Raw genomic sequence first — 21,265 nt, forward strand, 5'->3', positions numbered from 1 at the left:
CTAGATAAACACAATATTTTCACCAGATACATCATAAACTGATATCTCTCCGCTTTTAATTAAAGTTGCATTGGTATATAAAAAATTTCCAAGTTCATATTTGTTAGTGGTTTTCTCTAATGAAATTGGTAGCTTTTCTTCATATTTGAATATAGGAACTTCATCTTCAATTTCATCAAATACGTCATAACCATCAGTATTAGCTATATTAAAATCTTCTTTATTAAATAAACTATTAATTATAGAAACTGAATTCACTTCTTTTACACCTTTGATTAATTCGACATTTTTTATACCTGCCAAATGATCATTTTTACCTAAGTATGGTATATATACAAAACTTCTTTCCTTTAAAGCATCTGCAAGCTTTTTTGCTTCATCATCTTCGATAGCAATATAAATTTGCCAACTGGGATTTTCTAACCATTGTTCTTTAACAATCAAGTTTCCACCCTGTTCCTTAGATGCATATCCTACAGAATTATTAAAAACCTGAACCTTTTTATCAAAACTAACCTCATTCGGCTTAATTCCAATTTTTAAATGTTTTAATTTTTCATAGAACTCAGGAAAATCCCCATTATTCTTTTGAAGTAAATCTTTGAACTGCTTATGATATTTTTTTTCAAAACTCATTTGATTGTATCCTTTATATCCTAATATTGCTCCAAATATCCCTAATAGTGCTACTTTATGAATATTTCCATATGTAAAATATAGATAAGTATTAACATCTGGCTTCTTAAAAAAACCAAAACTACCCTCTAAAGTAAATTTCATAACATCCATGCTTTACACCTCTTGCTTAGAGAATATATTAAACTTCTTAGCTCCTTCTATATCTGTTTCTAATGCTGTTGTATATGGATTATAATAGATTTCAACTGATAATATCTTATCTTTTAAAGAATTTAATAAATCTCCACATTTTAAAGTTATAATATTTTTATCATCATCTTTTTCAAATCGAATATATTCTGAAAGTGTTGGAAGATATGTGTTACTTTTGGTTTCAACGAATAGTGCAAATTCATTTTCACAACCAACCTTAGCATTAGTAGAATAAGAAGTTGCTGAACACAATGCCGCTCCTTTAAACTTTTCATAGTCCTCTTCAGTGTATCCATCAGTTACTCCAAGTCCTACAAATTCGTTATATGCTGAAGGATTAATAGCAAATGGATAAAAATAATGTGCCTCATTACTTACAATTTTTGTACCTAAAGTAGAGTTTTTAGCTTCTTCTTGTTCATCACTATCTTTCTTCTTTTTCTTTGGTTTTTCTGAAGCATCTCTAAAAGGAGATAGTATTTGCTGCTCTTCTGCATAAGAATCATCATATTTATTAAATCCTTGCCCTATTTGAACTGCACCTGTGATAGATATATTATTTCCTTCTTCTGCAAATGTAGCACCAAAACTCTTAACATCTATAGATGTAAATAGATTTGTTAGTACCTTCTTGCTATCTTTACACTTTTTCAAATCTGGTTCATTAAAAAGAAATTCATATCTTTCTTTTAAAGACCTTGGAACTAAATCAACTTCACCTTTTTTTCCTTCTGATAATTTCATGGATTTTATATATAAAACTTTTTCCCCTTCATTACTCCACATTTTTTTCATAGGAAATTTTAAAGCTTTATCGCTACCAAAAATTTCTCCGGTTGATACTGTTTTGGGATATCCTGAAAAATCTGCATTCCAATTAGACATAATTGATGATATACCTATTATTCCATATACTCTTTTATTCACTAGCTTCTACCCCCTCATTATCTTTATTTTCAACTTGTTCCTGTCCTTGTTCTTTTTCATACAATAGATTACTATGTAAATATCCTGCAATAATCATATCTTCGTCAATTTTACCATCTAACTCATATGACATAATCATGGCATGTAAACCTTTGAATTTATAATTATAGCTTTCTATGTCATAATTATATTTTCTATATAAAGCTTTCAATTTTTCTTTTATAACTTTATCTTTCTTCGCATTAATAAATGGATTTGCTAATGAAAGTGGTTTTTTCTTCCCTTTGCTTCTAGATATAAAGAAACTCACTAACTGCCCTACTGCAAAGAAATACTCTCTATCATTTTCTATAAAATCCGTATTCTTTTGTGAAATTTTATATCTCAAACTGTCTTTTGTTTTAAATATAATATCTGCCATTTCTTCCCCTCCTTCAAAATATTCCTTTAAAGATAGTCTTAAATTAAACTGATCAGCTGCTTTTGTCATGTATCCATTTTTAATAGACCCTTTAACTAAGCTCAAGCTCGCTTTATTTAATAACATCCAAATATTATTGTTACTTCCTTTGTAAAACCATTTAAATAATGCTGTTCTACACATCAATAAATTGAATTTTAAAACACCATCATTTATTTTGATATCCTTAGGTTCAGTAAAATAATTTGTACTTAAAAACTTACTAAACATGATTTCATTAATGGTTATCTGCATTCCTTCTAACGTTTTTATTGGTTCATATGATGCTTTTAATCTATCATAATCTATTCCAAGTATGTTCTTATAACCAAATACCTTTTTTAGTTTAGGATTATAATTAGAAATAATATCATAATCCTGTATCTCTACCTCTTTACCCTTTTGTATCCTTAAAAATATCCCATTAAAGTCTTCCTCTAATGAACTTTTATTGCCTATAGGATAAATTCCATCGTTATCAATGTAAATATTAACTTTTCCTGCAGCAGCTTGGTTCATCAAGTAATCAAAAAATTTCTTTTGATACATGACTTCTTCTTGATCAATTAAATATGGAACTGAAACTTTTCTTGTCTTATTCTCTAAATACGGCTTTTTAGAGTTTAATCCCATATTATCATTAGGAAGACCATATATTATATTACTTGCCTTCTGATTGTAATCATTATTGTTATAAATATTAGGTATGGAGTACCGTTCACTTTCATTTTTAAATTCTTGCTCATACTCCTGACAATAAAAGAATATTTTTAAATAATCTTTACCTGTAAGTCCTTCAAATGATTGAAATAAGTTTTCTTTAACCCATTCTCTTATTTTATTTATCTTATCTTTATCAATTTCTCCTACTTTTTTTTCAGCTAATTCATATAATTCTATTGCTTTAGCTTTCTTTGCGTATTTTAATCTTGGATTTTCAAGAGTATTATAAAACTTATCAATTATTTCATTTGTAAGTTTTCCATTTGTAAGACTCTCTTTCTTGATAATGAAAGACAAATAATTATTTCCCTGCACTACTTTACCACCTGCAGATAAAATAGCTTTATTCATATCAGTTACTTTGCTATAATAATCAGCAAAACATATAAAGTTCATATAATTACTTACTGTTCTATCTAAAATTCTAGTTTTTTTATCTAGCTTTATGTCAAATGTATCTACTATGTCAAATCCTTTATCGCTAGATTTAACCACTGCATAAGTTCCATCAGCTGGTATGTACTCACCTAGAATAAATGTATCTCCTTTTTCTTGGTATTCCTTCTTGAATACTTCTAAAGCCTGGCTTATCATATAATCACCACCTTTTTATAAGCACTTAAAGCTCATATATCCGGCACCCCTAGCATTCATTTCTAGAATGCCCGTTCCTAAACTCATATACGCTAAATCTTGAGCAATTTTATCATCACTTATATGTATTGTTACCTTGTCCCCAAGTATCTTTCTTCCTTTGTAATTTATTGCTACAGGTTTTTTATTATTGAATTCTATAGATGTATAAAGCTGAAAATCTTCATCTATTTTTGTATCCATCAACAAATTATATTTTTTTATAAGGTTCTCTTTTAATCTTCTTTCAAAGTCGTTTAGTGAAAGATTACCTTTCCAATAACCTTCATTCGTTTTCAACACCAAAGGAGTTATAGAATACATTTTTTCTATATGCCTTTTCGGCAATATCTTTATAGTTGATGTTAATGCTTTTATATTATCGTTAAAATGATTAACTAAGTCCTTATTAAAAAAATCTGCTAATCTAGAATCAACTGTTCTAATTCTTATAGTGTAATTTTTTCCTTCTTTATGAATTTTGTCCGATTCTAAAGGAAAAAAAGAACAAAAGCAATAATTTTTAAAGGTATTTTTATTATGTAATTCCAATAATTCTGGCTTTTTTGCTAACCCGCTGTCAATAAATTCACCAATTTTTGAAAAAGCGTCTTTTGAATCTATATCTTTCAATAAAAATACTAAAATAGATATTTCAAATACTTTCATAATTCCACCTCCTTCACTCCTAATTTTACACTTATTGTTTTAATATGTAAATATAATAATGTTTTTACATTTAACTTCTTTTATATATAAAAAATCCCTCAAAATCTCATTTTAAGATATTAAGGGACTAACAATTTTATTATTTGATTAAATTATATTCTTAATTTTGAGAATGTCCAGTTGAATCTCATGTTGAGATTCAACTGGACACAGTGGATCAAAACACAAAGATTTATAAATTTAAATACATCTCATGTTATGGTTCAGCTTGATTCTGCTTTATTAATCCATTGCAACTTCTGTATTTAAATACATCTCATGTTAAGGTTCAACGTTAGGATTTGGAGAACCAGTAGTAAATACAAAGCAATTTAAATACATCTCATGTTAAGGTTCAACACTTTTATAAGAATCAGTAGCATTTTTTACTTTCACATTTAAATACATCTCATGTTAAGGTTCAACATATTGAACTAGGACAACTTACTAAAGATGGATATAATTTAAATACATCACATGTTAAGGTTCAACATACAAGCCAAGCCAAATATTAGCAATTAATCTATTATTTAAATACATCTCATGTTAAGGTTCAACGAAAAAAGAATAGTAAAAGATTTTGGATTAACCATATTTAAATACATCTCATGTTAAGGTTCAACTAATCGCACTTGTAGTTGTAAAGTTAGTTAAAGCACATTTAAATACATCTCATGTTAAGGTTCAACGCGTCAGAAAGTAGGACCCGTTGGCACCAATCATATTTAAATACATCTCATGTTAAGGTTCAACTTTGTCAAATTTGAAAGGATGATAAAAAATGAAGAAATTTAAATACATCTCATGTTAAGGTTCAACTTCAAAATTCTTTGTTTCATTTGGTAGTAATATACCATTTAAATACATCTCATGTTAAGGTTCAACAGCTACTTGTGGAGCAGTTAAATATATTTCATTTATTTAAATACATCTCATGTTAAGGTTCAACATGCACTTAATTGATCATGTGTCAAATTGGCAAGAGTTATTTAAATACATCTCATGTTAAGGTTCAACGAAAGCTTTATAAAAGATAAGGCTAACGAGTTAAATTTAAATACATCTCATGTTAAGGTTCAACACTTATGAGCGACAAAGAATCGAAAGCGAGTTCAATTTAAATACATCTCATGTTAAGGTTCAACTAGGAAATTTTGCAAGGATATTTACAACACAAGCAAATTTAAATACATCTCATGTTAAGGTTCAACATGCAAACAACAGATATTTCAAGAAGCTTAGATAAATTTAAATACATCTCATGTTAAGGTTCAACTGGATAAAAGATAATGGTAATTGGTATTGGATTAAATTTAAATACATCTCATATTAAGGTTCAACCTTCATCATTTTGCAACATAGTTATTTTAAATTCGATTTAAATACATCTCATGTTAAGGTTCAACGAATTTAGATGTTTGTAAAAAGATTAGCAAAAAGTTATTTAAATACATCTCATGTTAAGGTTCAACTGGGAACTGTTCCAACATTTCAATCAATAGTCTTATTTAAATACATCTCATGTTAAGGTTCAACCTAGTCCACCCATCATTGCGCCACTAATAGCAGAATTTAAATACATCTCATGTTAAGGTTCAACCACTGAAAAATAGCCATTCTTTAAAAACAATAATAACACTAACTCGTTGAAATATCAAGGTTCTTAAAAATTTTACCAACCGATGTATAAAAATTAAATACTTCTTTAAAAACTACTGTAAACTCTTTATTTTCAATGGATTAGAGTGTTTTTTATAAATTTTCGGTTGGGAAAACTCATACTAAAATAAAGAGTCTTATTTCTATAAACTATTGTTTGCTATTATCTTTAATATATCTCATTTCAACATCTCTAAATTCACATGTTATAGTTTTTTGTTCTAATTTTGATTTTATTTTTTTCGCCAAATTAAGTACTGTGTCTTTCCAATGACTTAAATTATCTACGAATTCTAGATTAGCTACTCCTGTAATAACAACGGTATCTTCTCCTCCAGGTGGACATCCCCAATCTTCATTGTACACTGTTTTACTTTCAAGAATAATTGCACTAACATAAATACCACTTCTATCAAACTCTTCCTTTGCGATTTTCTGCCATAATTTAGACACTCTTTGTATGTTATTACCAGATTCATTATTGTGGAAATATCCTTTATTTATACCTGTTACAATTTCAAATTTAATACTCTTATTCATAATCAATTTCCCTATATCCTTATTTTTATAATATACTTAGATTTATTATCTAAACATTAAGATTATTCCTCTAGATATCCATAACCAACAGTTGTTTTAGCTCCTATCCCAAAATCTTTTATTATCCGTTTAAACAATTCTTCTTTGACTTTACTTGTCACTATTCCTTTTGTATCATCTTTCAAAGAAAATTGAAATTCTATATTTACATCAGGTGCAATTTTTAAAAACTTTAATGGTTTAGGTTCTTCTAAAGGATTTTTATGAGGTGTAATATAATCATCAGCTAATATTACTTTATCATTATTTTTTTTAATATTTACATTTGCATCAAAAAATATATCTCTTTTGTATACCGGTACATTAATGTACTTCTTACTATCACCCATCATCTTTCCTTCAAACATCTCCATACTTAATTCTTCAAGAGTAATCGAATTTTCAATATTTGCTTCGTTATCACTACTATTAGAAGATAATAGAATAATATCATTCTCCTTAATAATTGCTTTTACCTTTTTATCTTTATTATTTGAATCCACTAATTTTTTATTAATTAATTTAAATACTTGTTGAAAATATTTTTGCATTTCACTCTTTACTTCTTTTAAATGTTCTCCAATCTCATTAAAATCATTTTCATTATATAAAGCTTTCCTAAAAACACTTCTAATCATTCCTTTTACTGATGATCCAGGAATAATGGGAAGCCCTGTAGTGTAGTCAAAGTAAAAACCTAACTTAAACTCATCATCATTTTTAATACTATGCATATATCCGCTTCCTATTATCAAACCTGGATATGTAGTTTTTAAAATAAATGTATTCATGTTATCTCTATTAATTTTACTCAGATGCTTGAAATTATTCTCTTTATATTGATATTTTATTAACTTATTATCGACATCTGTATTAACACTAACTACAATACTATTTTTATCTTTTTCTACTTTATAATATTCTCTATAATATAAATAGCCCAGGTTACCTTTACTTGCATTATTATCGCTATTCCTCATAGTTATCACAACTCTCTTGCTGCTTTATTTCAAATGTTCTTATAGCTAATTTTATAGCAATAGCAGCATCTATTATTTCTTCTTTTAATTCTGTTTTAGACTTACCACTTACATTATCTTGTGAAAATTGTATATCATTTAGCATACAATAATTCATCAAAAGTTCTTTATCAGATTTATCATAATCTTCATCTACAACACACCTTATAGCTTTTAATAAATTCCTTCTTTCTTTCTCCACTTCAGATGTAGTGCTTTCATAAAAAGCTATTGCTGTATATAAACCACTTTGTATGATACTTGCTCCAAATGAAGAAATGTAACCTTTATATTCTGTTTTCACTTTCATATCATTATCAGCTATAAAATCAGTAACAGCTTGTAATGCTTTTGGAATCAATATTTCAATTCTTTTTTTACCCATATAAATCACCTACTTCAACTTTAAAATTTTTGTATATCCATAACCAATTGTTGAATTTCCACCAATTTGAACTATATTTTCTTGTAATACTTTATCAAATTGCCCATCATCTTTTTCTCCCTTTATTACTTGAAAATAAAATCTACTTTCTCTTGGAACTATCTCTTCATACCATAGATTTTTACTTTCACCATTATCTAAACAGTTGCGAGCAACTACTGGAAGGTTTTTAACTATTGCATTGAAATCACCATCATTCAACAAAACTAAATCTTCTCCAAATACTTTAGTAATTTCTCCAATATTTATTCTTAATTCATCATTTTCTTGAGCTGATAAATCTTCTATTCTACTAATTTTTTCTTCATTTTTATTATCTGCTTTCAAAATCAAAGCAGAATTTTTATTTACATGTAACTTTATTAAAGCATGAATTTCTTTTTTTAACTTATCACAATTATTAATATTAAAATCCTTTATAGTTTCTAAAAGTTCTTCTAATATTCCAAAACAAGTTGCTCTATAAAAAGTTCTATAAGTACTCCTTACAGGTATACATAATAATTTACCTGAGAAAAATTTATACATTCCAATAGATTTATGAGAACCAAATATATAATCTTCATTTAATTTATTTTTACAATACTCCCTCAAAGATCCTTTCAAACTTGAGGAATTAATTACAGGATAACCCGTCAAAACATCCTTTTGTACCTCATTATCTATAATATTAAAATTATTCTCTCCACTACCTACGTGCATATTAGTAAGTGCTGTAATAATATAAAAACTTGATTTCATCACTGTACTCCTCCTAATTGTAATACTGTATTATATCCTATTTGTACATAATCCTTTTGTTTCTCAATTTCTTTAACTAACTCACTTGAATTTGTAAATAAAACACTACCCTTTTCCATTAAACTATATTTAATATTTATTGTTTTGTGAAAATCTTTATAATTATTTATACTTACGTTTTTTTCACTTTGAGTCCTTCTTACTCTATATCTAAAATTAACATAACTACAAATAGAATATTCTATATATTTAGCCGCCTCTTCAGAGATAAATGTATCACTTAATAATATTATTTTGTATTTATATTTATCTTTTCTAGACAATTTTTTTAAATAATCCTTTGTATATGTCACAAGACTTTTATCATTATTTTTTGTTATATCCATTTTAAAACTAGTACCTTCAGCCCCTAAGCTCACAATATTAGAATATCCATCCAGATTATTCTTTAATGTACTATCATCAATATCTAATTCAAAAATAAATTTATAGTCCTTATTTTTAGTTTCATCATCTTTCCTATTAAATAAATAGCTTACTTGTTTATAAAATTTATTATCTCTACTACTATCATCTATAACTCTTGTAATCCCAATACGTTTACTTTCTAAAAAGACCTTTTTTTCTGGCATTATGCTTTCATCAATGATATTTAAAAAGTCATCACTTACACCATCTTTAGCTACATAATCCTTTGGTAAGTATATTTCACCACTTGAAGTATAAATTTTATCTTCACCAAAACTAATAGGTGTATATATGCTATTCTTTTCTTTTTTATCATCTTTTTTCTTGTGATCTTTAGGGATACTTATGTAATATTTTTTCCCATCTCTTATAAATACAGGTGATAAATTTTTAATAACCCCTATTTTTTCCTTTACTATACCTACTTCAAATCCATTTTTACCTATAAGTTTATAAATCTTATTTTTATCCTTATTTTCATATTTTCCATCTTCTTTGAATAATCCTTCACGTATCAATAGTTCTTTTCTAATCATGCCTAAAATTGAAGTTTGTTGAGGAAATTTATTTGATCTTGCAAAATAATTTTTCTTGCTTTCATCATACTTAAAACTTTTTTCTCCACTGAAAAAGAAACTTCCTATAGGTTTTAACGTAACTATATATTTAGTCATAAATATTTCCCTCCTCATTTAGGAAGTTTATAAATTTAAGACAACTATATAACTTATCCATTATTTTTTCTTTACTTTTATCTTCGGATTCAATTACTCCCACATCTTTTTTAATATTTATTAATAGGTCTTTAACTTTACATATGAATTCTTCTACTTCTTCTGTAGATTCTTTTCTATACTTATTGATTATAGAATTTTCAAAATAGTTATCTATTTTACTATCATCGTTTATTATTTCTATTAACAATTTTTTTTCTTCAAATAACTTATATTGAATTGATTTTAAATCTTTATTATTGACACTGATTTTAACTAGTTCATTAAAAATATTAAAGGATTCACTTTTTTTATTAAATACTACATCAAATGTTTGTCCACTATGTTTAGTCAATTTAAGTGCAACTGCATTCTTCTCAACACTATTTCCTATATTGTATATCTCAAATTCTTTTGCTGTACTAAATAACATACTTCTAGCATTATCTAATTTTTCATTTAAAGGATCTTTATAATAAGAAATATCTATTCCAAAAGAAACACTTGGTTTTTTTTCTAACTCTTCAATATATTCTTCGAATATACAATTAAAACTTTCAGATATTTCTCTAACTAAATCTAATATATTACTTTTATCATTACTCACAGGAGCTAAAAACAATAAATCATCCCCACCTGCATAAATAGTAAATCCATCATACTTCTCTACAATACTATTTGCCTCTTTGGCAAATTCAAATAGTTTCTTTGAAAATTCTGAATAGGTAAATATTTTTTCACTATTACTCATACTTAATTTCTTTATTATTTCTCCAATACTATCACCATCTGACTGAACAACTGCTATGTACTTATACACTTTTTTAACTTTTTCTATTTTCTTCTCATTCATTTTTCTTTTTAACTCAGCTAAGTAATCCAAATCATCATTACTTTTTATATTAATATTATGTCTTTTAGTTATTTCTCTCATAGCTATTTGAAGTATTGATGGGAACAACTTGTTATCACATTTATCAAATAATCCAGCATTTCTACACAGTATACTTTCTTTAATCATTTCATTTGTTAAGTATCGAAATAGATAGTTTTCTCCATCTTTAACTTCATTTAAACTTCTATAATTCAATTCTAAGACATCTAGGACATTATTCATTTCATTAATAAGATTATCTTTTGCTTTTGGTAAATAAGCATAATGTATTTGAAAATATTTTTTAATATACCCATTTATATTATCTTCCAAGTTTTTGTCCTTCTTATTATTATTTAAAACACAAACTATATTATTTGCTATTTCATCTATTGTGTTTTCTATAACATTGTCTACTTCTTGTTTTGCATCCTGAAACTTTTCTTCTTTAATATCCATAATAAATCTATCGTGAAATAAGCCAATTTTTTTTATTTCAAATGCTTCTTTTTCTGTGAAAGGAATAATAAACTCATATTTCTTTTTTTTATTTAATTCTTTTATTATATTTTTCATTATAAATGAAAATATATAACTAGCTCCCCACAGTTCTCCAGTACTCCTAGCCTCACCTACTGTATCTACAATAGGACCTATAGTTAATCCAATATATCCACTCATATTACTCACCTACCTTTTTACAAACTTCAAAAACTCTTCCATATTAAATTCTGATGGAGTCTTTATCTTTAATTCTCCTAGTTGTTTTTCTTTCTTTTTTTTACTTTTATTATTTTTCCAGGCAGTTATTTTAAACTCTTGTCCTAAATATTCTTCAGGTATTTCTCTAAATTCATAGTAGACATTAAATTTTTTATTATCTACCTTTATTGGTTTAAAAAATATTGGAGACTGAAATCTAGTAATTTTATTCTCAACATTCTCGCTTATATGTTCTTTTTCTATTGTAATACCATATGTTTTCCAATACTCATTTGTCGACAACCCTAATAAATCTTTTATTACCCTAACATTTTCTATATTATATTTTTTATTTTTGTTACAATATATTTTATGTATCGCATCTTTTTCCCAAACGATATCTTTTTCGCTAAAAAATTTCTTAATAAGAGGCTCTGTATTTCTTCCTCCTTTTCTTATCCTTGTATAATACTTATTAATGCCGTCAAAAAGTCCCCACCAAGTATTATCGTTTTTCATATAATTGACAATTGTTTTATTATTTTTGCCTTTTACTTTATTCAAATCAATAAACTTATATACTTTTCCATCCAAGAAATATTCTGCTTTCTCATCGATAAAAAATGACCCAAACCCTTTTGATTGTCTTACTCCAAAATTATTTTTCATAAAAAACTTAGGAAGTTCACTAACAATTTCTTTTATGAGATCTTTATACAATGAAAAAAACTCAACTTCCACACTATCATAAAACACAAATTCATTTTTTTTATCACTCCCCATATTTCCAAAATATAAAGGAAAGTTCTTATGTATATATTCTACTCTCTTATTACCAATGCCCTTAATATTAACTTTATAATCCAAGGCTTCTTTTCCCTCAAAGTCACACTTTTCTTTTCCTATTTTGTAACCTTTTAAATAAATCTTATAATTATCAAATTCTTTAAATCTCTCATTAATAAGGAATTTATCTAATCTAGGCTTAAGATCACTTCCTCTTAATGCTGCCTTTTCTTGATCATGTTGAAAATGGATCATAGGCGTATGCTGTTTTAATTTAACTACTAAACGTGCCAAAGAATCACCCCTTTCTATGCTACTAATAGTAGTATTAAAAATACTACTGTACACACGATTATAAACATTTTTATATATTTTTTAATTATTTTTTTAATCTTTTCATCTTTTCCAAGTGATAAAATTATATAAGATATAATAATAGTTAGTGTGCTGAATAAAACTATCCAAAACAAATCACTAAAATTTTTATACCATGTCCATTTGTCAAATCCAAATACATTCATTCCAAAAAAACCAGTTATTAATGTTGGTATAGAAATTACTGTACCAAATACTGCAAGATAATTTAAAAAAGAATTAGTTTCATTTTGTTTTTTTTCTGCTTTGTTTTGAATTTCTATTTCTACATATTTTTGGAATAAATCTATTTTATTTTCAATAGCTTGTACTTCTCTTTCTATTTTCATATTCTTAAATAAAATATCATACATTTCTATGCCTTGTTCTTGAGCTGTTACTTCTGTAAAATAAAGACTATTTTTGAATTTTATATACTTTTCATTTAACCCTTTTACTTTCTTATCCAACTCATCATTTACTTCATCAAATTTTGCCAGTTTAGCCGCTTCGTTTGATAACTTTAATGCAGTTGCTCTTTGCATAAGTGCTAATTGAGCCATTCTACAATACTGAGTATTAATATGTTTTCTAATTAAATCTGCAAAACTTTCATTATCACTATCTTCACTTGTTAATACCATTAAAGAATATCTTGTAATACCATATAAAGTTCCATATCCACTCCATCTTGCATAAGTATTATTTTTAATTTGCTCTTTTAACATACCTTTATTTTTACAACATTCATCTCCATTATCTATAAACATATATTTATACCAATCTTTTGAGTTACTATAATTTGCTTCCCGCTCAGGGTCACTAACTATTATTCTTCTGTCTCTCATAACTAATCTTCTTCTATCTCTAATAACTTCCCTCTTTAAGCTATTAGAAAAATCATCATTTCCATACCAACATAATGTAAACATTCTATCATCTATTAAAGGTTGAATTATAACCTTACTATTTTTTATTTCTTCTTTTTCACACGTAAACTTGTCTCCTAATATTCCAAGTATTGTTTTGGATATTCTAAATCCTTCTTTTGCAAAATCTTCTTTACTAAAAACTTCTTTTATTTCTAATCCATCACCAAAATCTAACTTTATGCTATCTGCTAAAAAAGCAGATTTAGCTTTTTCAATGGGCTTGAATTGAGGATATATTCTTCTTCCATAATCATTTATATTTAAAATACTATCTAAATCTTTTTTTTCAGTATTATTTAAATAAAACGAAAGAAACCCTATTTCACTTTCATACATTTTTAATTCAATTTTATCAATATCTAAACTAAAAGTTTCTTTTATTTCCTTAATAATTTCAATTTTATATTTACCACTGCCTTTATCAAAATAGTAAGTCCTTACTTTAGAATTTTCATCTGAATCATATAATGCATTTCTTACGTTGTCATAAAAATAATACTTTTCATTATATTCATTATCCATAAATTCTTGTTTTTCTTTAGTATTGCTTTTTTCTATTTGTTTTTTATTAAACTCTTTTAAATTAATCCATTTATCTTTATCAATCTTATCTTCAATAAATTCCATGAAGTTTTCTGATTTTTCTTTTTTATTTGATTGATAGTCCCATGTAAATGGAAATATAAAAATGTGACTACTAAATATTTTTGCTGACACTAAACCACCTCTATTTTACATTTAATCACAAAAACCAGCTCCAACAGAAGAATTCTTTTCTCCAATACCAACAGCTGTAGCTAAAAAAGCAATCTTTTGAGCTTCTTCATTATTTTGGATTTGAATACTTACTTTATTTCCAAGAAGCTTTATGCCTTTATAATTAAAATACATAGGAACCCTATTTTTAAAACTTAAACTCTTTATGAATCTTCCCTTTATATCTATATCTTCATTAAAAAAGCTCTTATACTTTTTTTCTAAATTTGCTTCTATTCTAGATATAAATAATTCTAAATCATCATTCTGTAACCAAGGCTTATTATCTTCTGTAACAATCATTGGTGTAACAGTATATAATTCTTTAATACATTTTTGTTCTATTTCATTTTTAGCAACTGAAATAACTTCAAAATCATCACTATCTAATATTTGCAAGCAGCTATATACCTTTTGCATAAACTCTAAATTCAACCCTCTAATTCTGAAAATGTATAACTTGTTTTTCTTATAAAACTTATCTTTTTCTAGTGGAAAGAAATTATTAAAAACATAATTTTTATAATCTTTCTTAGGATGCAATTCTTTTAATTCCTTATCTAATAACATAAGCTTGTTTATATTCTTTCCAATTATATATCCACTGTCAGCAAAGTATATTTGCCTTTTCAACATCACAGTTGTTGTTAGTTCTATATATTTCATTTATTTACCTCTCTTTTAAAATTTCTTCAAATTAATATATATTATACCATAATTTACGTTACTACCTATAAATAAAAAAGTGTATTTTTAGTCCTAATAAACATCAGGATTAAAAATACACTTTTTATTAATCTTTTAATTATTTTCTTTCGAATTTACAATAATAACTCAGCTAATTGAAATTCTTTATTAAAACACATATTCTAACAATGTCATTACCTGCAATACCGTTTAATAGACTAATTTAAAATACATCTCATGTTAAGGTTCAACTGTAGATTTAAAAGAGAATACTCTTGCTTTATTTGGATTTAAATACATCTCATGTTATGGTTCAACATGATAAAAAACGTATGTGAAAGTTTTGTTAATGGATTTAAATACATCTCATGTTAAGGTTCAACTAGCTAATGGTGTTACTTTAACTTCAGAGCAATTATTTAAATACATCTCATGTTAAGGTTCAACTTGTGGAGTTGGATTATATCCACCATTTGCAACAAAAATTTAAATACATCTCATGTTAAGGTTCAACGTCTTATACAGGATATAGAGAACTTAAACTAAACTCATTTAAATACCTCTCATGTTAAGGTTCAGCAAATGGGATTATGATAATAATAAACCTTTAATTTTATTTAAATACATCTTATGTTAAGGTTCAGCACGACACTCTTAATGGTCAAGTTAGCGACATTGAAAATTTAAATACATCTTATGTTAAGGTTCAGCATGTACTAACAAAGAGGGACAGCGCTCCAACTCTATTTAAATACATCTTATGTTAAGGTTCAGCCGAATTAATACAACTACAATCTACACCATCTACAAAATTTAAATACATCTTATGTTAAGGTTCAGCTACTTTTCCTGTATCTAATAACTGACACATCTTATGATTTAAATACATCTTATGTTAAGGTTCAGCACAGACTTAATAACTATAATATCTAATATAGTTCCATTTAAATACATCTTATGTTAAGGTTCAGCTTTGAACCCTGAAATCCTAATCTATTCATCTTCTTTATTTAAATACATCTTATGTTAAGGTTCAGCATGTGCAAAAAATGCGGTTCTCAGAGGCTATTACATTTAAATACATCTTATGTTAAGGTTCAGCCATAGAATAAAGTATAAGATAAATCAAATTAAACTTATTTAAATACATCTTATGTTAAGGTTCAGCGTGATAGTGATAGAGAAGGTGAACTTCTTAGTTCTAATTTAAATACATCTTATGTTAAGGTTCAGCAAAGACTACTTTACGAACAGATTTAAAATATTGGGCATTTAAATACATCTTATGTTAAGGTTCAGCATATATAACTGCGGTGTTGGTATCGCTGAAGAAAAATTTAAATACATCTTATGTTAAGGTTCAGCCAGCATCATTTCTTAATTTTGAATTTACTATATAAATTTAAATACATCTTATGTTAAGGTTCAGCTATAGGATGAACTAAAATTAAAGGAGGAAAATATTAATTTAAATACATCTTATGTTAAGGTTCAGCTCTATCAGTTTTTAACAATTCAATAAATTCATTAGAATTTAAATACATCTTATGTTAAGGTTCAGCCAAAAACAGTTTTCACATACAAAGTGAGAAAAGATTATTTAAATACATCTTATGTTAAGGTTCAGCATGCCTTCCATCAATCCAACACAAACTATTAAGAAAATTTAAATACATCTTATGTTAAGGTTCAGCATTGGAAGTAGACAATTAACAAGAGCTGATTTAAGATTTAAATACATCTTATGTTAAAGTTCAGCAACAGGGAAATTACTCCCCTGCTCCTGTTAGTTCCAATTTAAATACATCTTATGTTAAGGTTCAGCCACTGTAAAATAGCCATTCTTTAAAATCAATAATATCACTAAACCGTTGAAATATCAAGGTTCTCCAAGAATTTTACCAACCTTTTACTAAATTTTTTTATTTCTAAAATAAATTGCTTTAACCCCTTTAATTACAATGGATTAGAGTATTTTATATAAATTAACGGTTGGTAAATGTTATTCTATTAACAATACTGTTAGTTCAATTCAAATCCTCCAGCTTCTTTCACATCTTCAAAACACTCCTCACAATAATAATCATCAATATCTTTCTTTACATACTCATCTTCACTTATAGCACCACATATAGGCACTCATAATAATTCTTATAATTCTGATGCTAAATAATCATGGTCAATTATTATAGAGTATAATGTTTTTTCTTAAGCTCTATGCTTAGTCACGATTTTATTAATTTCCCAAAACTCTTTCATATAAATCTTTAATAGCCAATGTTCTAAATAATTGATAATCCTTTTCTTTTAGTTTCAATGTTATCACTCCTCGTATATTTTTTATCTTTTATCAAATAGCTCTCTTTGACTTCCTTATTCTCACTATACACAGGCTTTTTTTGTTTATTCATAGATTCTATATGAAATTCTATATAATACTACATTGATATTATTTACTTAATTATATATAATCTAAAGATATAAATTTCATTTTATTTAGTTGAAGTTATATAAAAGCGTTTGAGAATATTACTTAAAACAAATGAAAGGTATGAAATATTATGTTTGAAGGTGCAAAAAAAATCATGGTTGGCACTTATGTTTATGCTAGTAGTGTACCATGTAAACTTTGGATTATTAAATGGGATATATTATATGGTAGTTGTGATTATGAAGATCCTTCAGAAATCTATGATGATAAAGAAATTGACTGTTATTATATTGAATTTGAATCTATGATAGAAAAGGGTAAAGTTAGTTCAGTAAGTAGTGGTTATTTAACACTATCTGATGCGATAAAAGATGCTGAGAAAATTACTAACCAAAAGATTAACTGGCTATAAGACGCTATAGTTTAGAACATAACAATCTTAATACTATTCCCTAAAGGACAACTCCATAATTTATAGTTGTCCTGTTTATTAATTATTGATTTCTTTTTTAATATACCCACATACAAATAGTCTCCCCCACGTAACCTCTCCAACAACCCCATCAACCATAATCCCAACATCCTCCTGATACTTCCTAACAGCTCTCTCAGTATCTTCCCCAAAATAACCATCAACACCACACTCTCCAACATCATACCCTAGTTCCGCTAACCTCTGCTGAATCTTCACAACATTTCTATCATATTTACAATTATTTTTCTTTATCAAATATCCTAGATATAAATCCTTAGCTGTAGAATCATTGAATACCTCATTTATAATCTCCTGAAAAGGAAAACTATTTCCTGGACAATCTGTTTTAACAAAGTTATTATGACCATAGATATTAGTTATAGAATATTTACCCATTATATGCCTACACACTTCAACAACAGCTTTCTTTTCAACATCAGGCATAGTTTCAACCATAAAATTTCCTTCAACACAAATTCCAATTGACCCAGTATTATACCCCTTGCAATGAGCACCTACAACATTCTCATCACGACCTTTATATACTGATCCATCTTTCCTAATAAAAAAATGATATCCACAACCGGCCCACCCTTTATTCAAATGCCAATAATGAATATCCCTAATACTACAGCAAGAACTAGCTGCATGATGTAGTATTATTTTATTAGGCTTATTTCCATATCTCATATTACTCATAAACACCAAATTAGAATCTATAACATTCATTGATTTTCCCTCCCTATATAAAGATAAACATTACGTAAACTTAATTTATACATGTACAAAATCTCAGGCATTAATGAGTTTTGGACTTGGATAGATTTATAGTTGAAGTTGTTTATCTAATCATTGAAAAACACCCACTGATTCAAGTGAGTGCGTATACTAATTAAATATTTATGTTTTCTAATTATTTTAGCATCAGAAAGAATATATTGCGTAAAAGGTATTTGAACAAACTTTAGAATTTCTTAGTGAAGTGAACTACCTTTCTAGCTTTATATTACCTTTCTATAATTCGTTATCAAACAAGTCAGTTTCAGTTGTTTCAACAATACTTGCAGCATCTTTAGCAGATAAAACATCTGGACCAAAAGCAAAAATATCCTTTGCAATTATAGTATCCATTAGCGCTTCAGCATCAGCTTTTGTGATACCATCCTTAACATCAGTAACAGTCATAGATTTTGATTCCCCAGCAGCATCCTTGAATTTCATAACTAATTTTTTACTCATTTTATATCCTCCAATTTTTTATTATTATCAATTAATTATTTCCATTATTCTAAAATCTTTTTCTCATTTTGAACTGATAAGATATGTTGAATTGTTATTTTCATTATAATGAGATACTACAATTCTTATTTGATATAACTACTGAAGCGTTAAGAAATTTTCTTGTTTGAGCTTGCGAGTTAGAAAATTTTAGATTCATTAGTTATATCAAATTTAGAATTGTATTTGAAATTATGCGAATTTAACAATTCAACATATTCTTACATTCCCTCTTCAAGTAATTCAGCATCTACTCTTCTGATCTCGAAGACTGGATGTGCAAGAACTTCTTTGATAGCATTTGCAACATCAAAAACATCTTGATCTATTGCATCAGTTTTTACTTTTGAAAAACTTTTAGTTCTTAAAACATCTTCACCTTCTTCATTTTGACCAGTGATTACTCTGAAAACTAAATCAGATTTCAATTTTGTTGTTTGAACTGCCATAGTATATCCCCCCTTTTCTTTCCTTATTGCCTTTCATTAAATACATACAAGTTATAAATGTATTTTTACAAAAATAATCAAAAAAATTAATTTGATATTTAGAATTCTATTTGATATTATTTTTTTAGTGTATATAATTTAGAAAATATAAGTTTAATTAATCAAACTAATATGTTAACAGGTATTATTCTGAAACTAAATTATTTGAGAGGAAAATTGTATGGGAAGTAATAAGGACAATGATTATAGATATATTAATATGAATGAATGGGGAATGAAATGGTATTTTAATGATGAAGAAATTAGTGTTCCTAAGAAAGACATGAAAAATATAAAACCTCTTTCTATAAAATATAGTGGGTTGTTGTGGGAAACATATGTCAGTAGGCGTAATCGTCATTTCATGCTTCTTGATACCAATGATAAACAGCTTTTACTTGAGAAAGATGCATATAATTGGTTAAATGACTGGAATGAAGGTAAATATGAGAACTTCAGAGAATATTTAATAGAAACCATGCCATATAATTTTAAAGATACAATTATAGTATTTTGGTCAAAAGAATCAGCAATTGAAACAAATTGGAGTATTTTTTTAAAGCACTGGGCAAATTTTCTTTTTGATGATGAAGGAGTAATCTTAATTAATACAAATAATGAAAATGTATTGGTATTTTGTACAGATGGAGTTTTATTAAAGGGAAAAAGAGTAGGTAAAATATTAGATACCTTTTAAAAATCTTATCTTAGGGGAGAGTTGTATGTTTAGAATTAATTATGATGATAAGCAACTTAATCGTTTATGAAATGAATATGTAGACAAAAGAAATGTCGGTTTGAAAAAGCAAGCTAATAAAATGTTAAATAATCTAATTGAATATGTAGATAATTTAGAGAATGAGGGTATAGAAAAGTTTGTATATTATTTATGTGACCTAAAATTTGAGAAAAATATAAACTTAATATTTCAACAACCATTTGCATTAAAAGTTATATTCCCAGTTTTATTTAAATCCATTGAAAATAGGCAAATGCCTCAATTAAGATGGTTATATCAATTGGAGATGTATGATCCAATAGCTATAGAAAGAATTGAAGAAAAATTAGGTTCAGATTCAAAATTAGCGATTTTACAATTGGCTAATAAAATTGAACCAAATGATTTACAAACAGTTAAATTACTACTAGATTATTATTTGTATTTTTTATGGTTCGGTAGTCACCATATGCCTGAAGGTATATTGACCAATAAGATTGAAGTAGAACAAACAAAGAATGAAATCCAGAATTTGTTTTCTGCATATTGTAATTCAGGAATAATTGATGACCAATTAATTAGAAATTATACGTATTATGTTGAATTGTATAATGATTGGTTTCTATTTCATAATAAATAACAGGAAATTACTTTTAGTGAGTGGTGCATTTTAAATGACAAAAAGTATTCCTGGTTAGAAGCATATAATTATGATAGACTCTAGAAAGAGATGAGAGACAGCACTCTCATCGAGACTCTAGATAGTTTTGTGTAGTTTAATATTTTATAATTATAATATTACTGGAAATTCTTAATTCCAGTAATATTATTTTTTATCTTTGAAATACTAATACTGTTGGATTATGTTTATCTATATT

General features: G+C 26.7%; 19 protein-coding genes and 2 CRISPR repeat arrays. Of the genes, 3 read left to right on the forward strand and 16 right to left on the reverse strand.

Annotation, left to right across the window (positions count from 1 at the left end; genetic code table 11):
• From cas5b to cas6 (ACQ3F0_RS24800), 13 genes are all read right to left on the reverse strand, one after another.
• Entirely contained in the window at window positions 1-789 is a 789-nt protein-coding gene (gene cas5b / locus ACQ3F0_RS24740; protein WP_428868472.1) for a type I-B CRISPR-associated protein Cas5b, read from the reverse strand.
• 3 nt (window positions 790-792) lie between these two features.
• Window positions 793-1,758 carry a type I CRISPR-associated protein Cas7 gene (locus ACQ3F0_RS24745; RefSeq protein WP_428868473.1) on the reverse strand — a complete coding sequence of 322 codons (966 nt, stop codon included), beginning with the start codon at window positions 1,756-1,758 and terminating at the stop codon, window positions 793-795.
• Entirely contained in the window at window positions 1,751-3,535 is a 1,785-nt protein-coding gene (gene cas8b / locus ACQ3F0_RS24750; RefSeq protein WP_428868474.1) for a type I-B CRISPR-associated protein Cas8b/Csh1, read from the reverse strand. Before cas8b ends, ACQ3F0_RS24745 begins: the two co-directional genes overlap by 8 nt.
• A 15-nt stretch (window positions 3,536-3,550) precedes the next feature.
• The gene (gene cas6 / locus ACQ3F0_RS24755; RefSeq protein ID WP_428868475.1) at window positions 3,551-4,243 is read right to left on the reverse strand and encodes a CRISPR-associated endoribonuclease Cas6; all 693 of its coding nucleotides are present in this window, start codon (window positions 4,241-4,243) and stop codon (window positions 3,551-3,553) included.
• A gap of 238 nt (window positions 4,244-4,481) precedes the next feature.
• Window positions 4,482-5,882: direct repeats of the CRISPR family, unit length 30 nt; unit sequence ATTTAAATACATCTCATGTTAAGGTTCAAC.
• A gap of 209 nt (window positions 5,883-6,091) precedes the next feature.
• Window positions 6,092-6,481 carry a hypothetical protein gene (locus ACQ3F0_RS24760; protein ID WP_428868476.1) on the reverse strand — a complete coding sequence of 130 codons (390 nt, stop codon included), beginning with the start codon at window positions 6,479-6,481 and terminating at the stop codon, window positions 6,092-6,094.
• 62 nt (window positions 6,482-6,543) lie between these two features.
• Window positions 6,544-7,500, reverse strand: coding sequence for a type III-B CRISPR module RAMP protein Cmr6 (gene cmr6, locus ACQ3F0_RS24765; RefSeq protein WP_428868477.1), 957 nt, complete (start codon window positions 7,498-7,500; stop codon window positions 6,544-6,546).
• Window positions 7,490-7,924, reverse strand: coding sequence for a type III-B CRISPR module-associated protein Cmr5 (locus ACQ3F0_RS24770; protein ID WP_428868478.1), 435 nt, complete (start codon window positions 7,922-7,924; stop codon window positions 7,490-7,492). The genes cmr6 and ACQ3F0_RS24770 overlap by 11 nt, the downstream gene beginning before the upstream one ends.
• 9 nt (window positions 7,925-7,933) lie before the next feature.
• Window positions 7,934-8,725, reverse strand: a complete 792-nt coding sequence (cmr4, locus tag ACQ3F0_RS24775) for a type III-B CRISPR module RAMP protein Cmr4 (protein WP_428868479.1) — start codon at window positions 8,723-8,725, stop codon at window positions 7,934-7,936.
• The gene (locus tag ACQ3F0_RS24780) at window positions 8,725-9,867 is read right to left on the reverse strand and encodes a type III-B CRISPR module-associated Cmr3 family protein (RefSeq protein WP_428868480.1); all 1,143 of its coding nucleotides are present in this window, start codon (window positions 9,865-9,867) and stop codon (window positions 8,725-8,727) included. The genes cmr4 and ACQ3F0_RS24780 overlap by 1 nt, the downstream gene beginning before the upstream one ends.
• Window positions 9,860-11,461, reverse strand: a complete 1,602-nt coding sequence (gene cas10 / locus ACQ3F0_RS24785; RefSeq protein WP_428868481.1) for a type III-B CRISPR-associated protein Cas10/Cmr2 — start codon at window positions 11,459-11,461, stop codon at window positions 9,860-9,862. Before cas10 ends, ACQ3F0_RS24780 begins: the two co-directional genes overlap by 8 nt.
• A gap of 9 nt (window positions 11,462-11,470) precedes the next feature.
• Window positions 11,471-12,562: a hypothetical protein gene (locus tag ACQ3F0_RS24790; RefSeq protein ID WP_428868482.1), complete on the reverse strand. Its 1,092-nt coding sequence runs from the start codon at window positions 12,560-12,562 to the stop codon at window positions 11,471-11,473.
• A gap of 14 nt (window positions 12,563-12,576) precedes the next feature.
• Complete coding sequence (locus tag ACQ3F0_RS24795; protein ID WP_428868483.1) at window positions 12,577-14,271, reverse strand: CorA family divalent cation transporter; 1,695 nt, start codon at window positions 14,269-14,271, stop codon at window positions 12,577-12,579.
• A gap of 21 nt (window positions 14,272-14,292) precedes the next feature.
• Entirely contained in the window at window positions 14,293-14,976 is a 684-nt protein-coding gene (cas6, locus tag ACQ3F0_RS24800; protein WP_428868484.1) for a CRISPR-associated endoribonuclease Cas6, read from the reverse strand.
• A 243-nt stretch (window positions 14,977-15,219) separates the two neighbouring features.
• Window positions 15,220-16,822: a CRISPR direct-repeat array (repeat unit 30 nt; unit sequence ATTTAAATACATCTTATGTTAAGGTTCAGC).
• A gap of 736 nt (window positions 16,823-17,558) precedes the next feature.
• Here cas6 (ACQ3F0_RS24800) and ACQ3F0_RS24805 point away from each other — a divergent pair.
• Window positions 17,559-17,840, forward strand: coding sequence for a hypothetical protein (locus ACQ3F0_RS24805; protein WP_428868485.1), 282 nt, complete (start codon window positions 17,559-17,561; stop codon window positions 17,838-17,840).
• A gap of 78 nt (window positions 17,841-17,918) precedes the next feature.
• On the opposite strand, the gene ACQ3F0_RS24810 is transcribed toward ACQ3F0_RS24805, so the two are convergent.
• From ACQ3F0_RS24810 to ACQ3F0_RS24820, 3 genes are all read right to left on the reverse strand, one after another.
• Window positions 17,919-18,632, reverse strand: a complete 714-nt coding sequence (locus tag ACQ3F0_RS24810; protein WP_428868486.1) for a peptidoglycan recognition protein family protein — start codon at window positions 18,630-18,632, stop codon at window positions 17,919-17,921.
• A gap of 285 nt (window positions 18,633-18,917) precedes the next feature.
• A complete protein-coding gene (locus ACQ3F0_RS24815) occupies window positions 18,918-19,142 on the reverse strand; it encodes a DUF2922 domain-containing protein (protein ID WP_428863358.1) in 225 nt (74 codons plus the stop codon).
• Window positions 19,143-19,402: 260 nt separating this feature from the next.
• Entirely contained in the window at window positions 19,403-19,630 is a 228-nt protein-coding gene (locus ACQ3F0_RS24820; protein ID WP_428868487.1) for a DUF1659 domain-containing protein, read from the reverse strand.
• A 220-nt stretch (window positions 19,631-19,850) separates the two neighbouring features.
• Between ACQ3F0_RS24820 and ACQ3F0_RS24825 the strand changes: the two genes are divergently transcribed.
• Together ACQ3F0_RS24825 and ACQ3F0_RS24830 are read left to right on the forward strand one after the other, a co-directional pair.
• Entirely contained in the window at window positions 19,851-20,366 is a 516-nt protein-coding gene (locus ACQ3F0_RS24825) for a DUF2947 family protein (RefSeq protein WP_428868488.1), read from the forward strand.
• Between the two features lie 100 nt (window positions 20,367-20,466).
• Window positions 20,467-21,027 carry a hypothetical protein gene (locus ACQ3F0_RS24830; RefSeq protein ID WP_428868489.1) on the forward strand — a complete coding sequence of 187 codons (561 nt, stop codon included), beginning with the start codon at window positions 20,467-20,469 and terminating at the stop codon, window positions 21,025-21,027.
• The last annotated feature ends 238 nt before the right edge of the window (window positions 21,028-21,265 follow it).

Origin of the sequence: Clostridium sediminicola (genome assembly GCF_050402865.1) — a bacterium.
Classification (GTDB): Bacteria; Bacillota; Clostridia; order Clostridiales; family Clostridiaceae; genus Clostridium_AF; species Clostridium_AF sediminicola.

What these genes read in the sequence shown, in the direction of transcription:
- ACQ3F0_RS24815 (WP_428863358.1), bottom strand. Translation starts at nt 19,142, where the DNA reads ATGAGTAAAAAATTAGTTATGAAATTCAAGGATGCTGCTGGGGAATCA.
- ACQ3F0_RS24770 (WP_428868478.1), bottom strand. Translation starts at nt 7,924, where the DNA reads ATGGGTAAAAAAAGAATTGAAATATTGATTCCAAAAGCATTACAAGCT.
- ACQ3F0_RS24780 (WP_428868480.1), bottom strand. Translation starts at nt 9,867, where the DNA reads ATGACTAAATATATAGTTACGTTAAAACCTATAGGAAGTTTCTTTTTC.
- ACQ3F0_RS24810 (WP_428868486.1), bottom strand. Translation starts at nt 18,632, where the DNA reads ATGAATGTTATAGATTCTAATTTGGTGTTTATGAGTAATATGAGATAT.
- cmr6 (WP_428868477.1), bottom strand. Translation starts at nt 7,500, where the DNA reads ATGAGGAATAGCGATAATAATGCAAGTAAAGGTAACCTGGGCTATTTA.
- cas5b (WP_428868472.1), bottom strand. Translation starts at nt 789, where the DNA reads ATGGATGTTATGAAATTTACTTTAGAGGGTAGTTTTGGTTTTTTTAAG.
- cas6 (WP_428868475.1), bottom strand. Translation starts at nt 4,243, where the DNA reads ATGAAAGTATTTGAAATATCTATTTTAGTATTTTTATTGAAAGATATA.
- ACQ3F0_RS24805 (WP_428868485.1), top strand. Translation starts at nt 17,559, where the DNA reads ATGTTTGAAGGTGCAAAAAAAATCATGGTTGGCACTTATGTTTATGCT.
- cas8b (WP_428868474.1), bottom strand. Translation starts at nt 3,535, where the DNA reads ATGATAAGCCAGGCTTTAGAAGTATTCAAGAAGGAATACCAAGAAAAA.
- ACQ3F0_RS24825 (WP_428868488.1), top strand. Translation starts at nt 19,851, where the DNA reads ATGGGAAGTAATAAGGACAATGATTATAGATATATTAATATGAATGAA.
- cas6 (WP_428868484.1), bottom strand. Translation starts at nt 14,976, where the DNA reads ATGAAATATATAGAACTAACAACAACTGTGATGTTGAAAAGGCAAATA.
- ACQ3F0_RS24820 (WP_428868487.1), bottom strand. Translation starts at nt 19,630, where the DNA reads ATGGCAGTTCAAACAACAAAATTGAAATCTGATTTAGTTTTCAGAGTA.
- ACQ3F0_RS24760 (WP_428868476.1), bottom strand. Translation starts at nt 6,481, where the DNA reads ATGAATAAGAGTATTAAATTTGAAATTGTAACAGGTATAAATAAAGGA.
- cas10 (WP_428868481.1), bottom strand. Translation starts at nt 11,461, where the DNA reads ATGAGTGGATATATTGGATTAACTATAGGTCCTATTGTAGATACAGTA.
- cmr4 (WP_428868479.1), bottom strand. Translation starts at nt 8,725, where the DNA reads ATGAAATCAAGTTTTTATATTATTACAGCACTTACTAATATGCACGTA.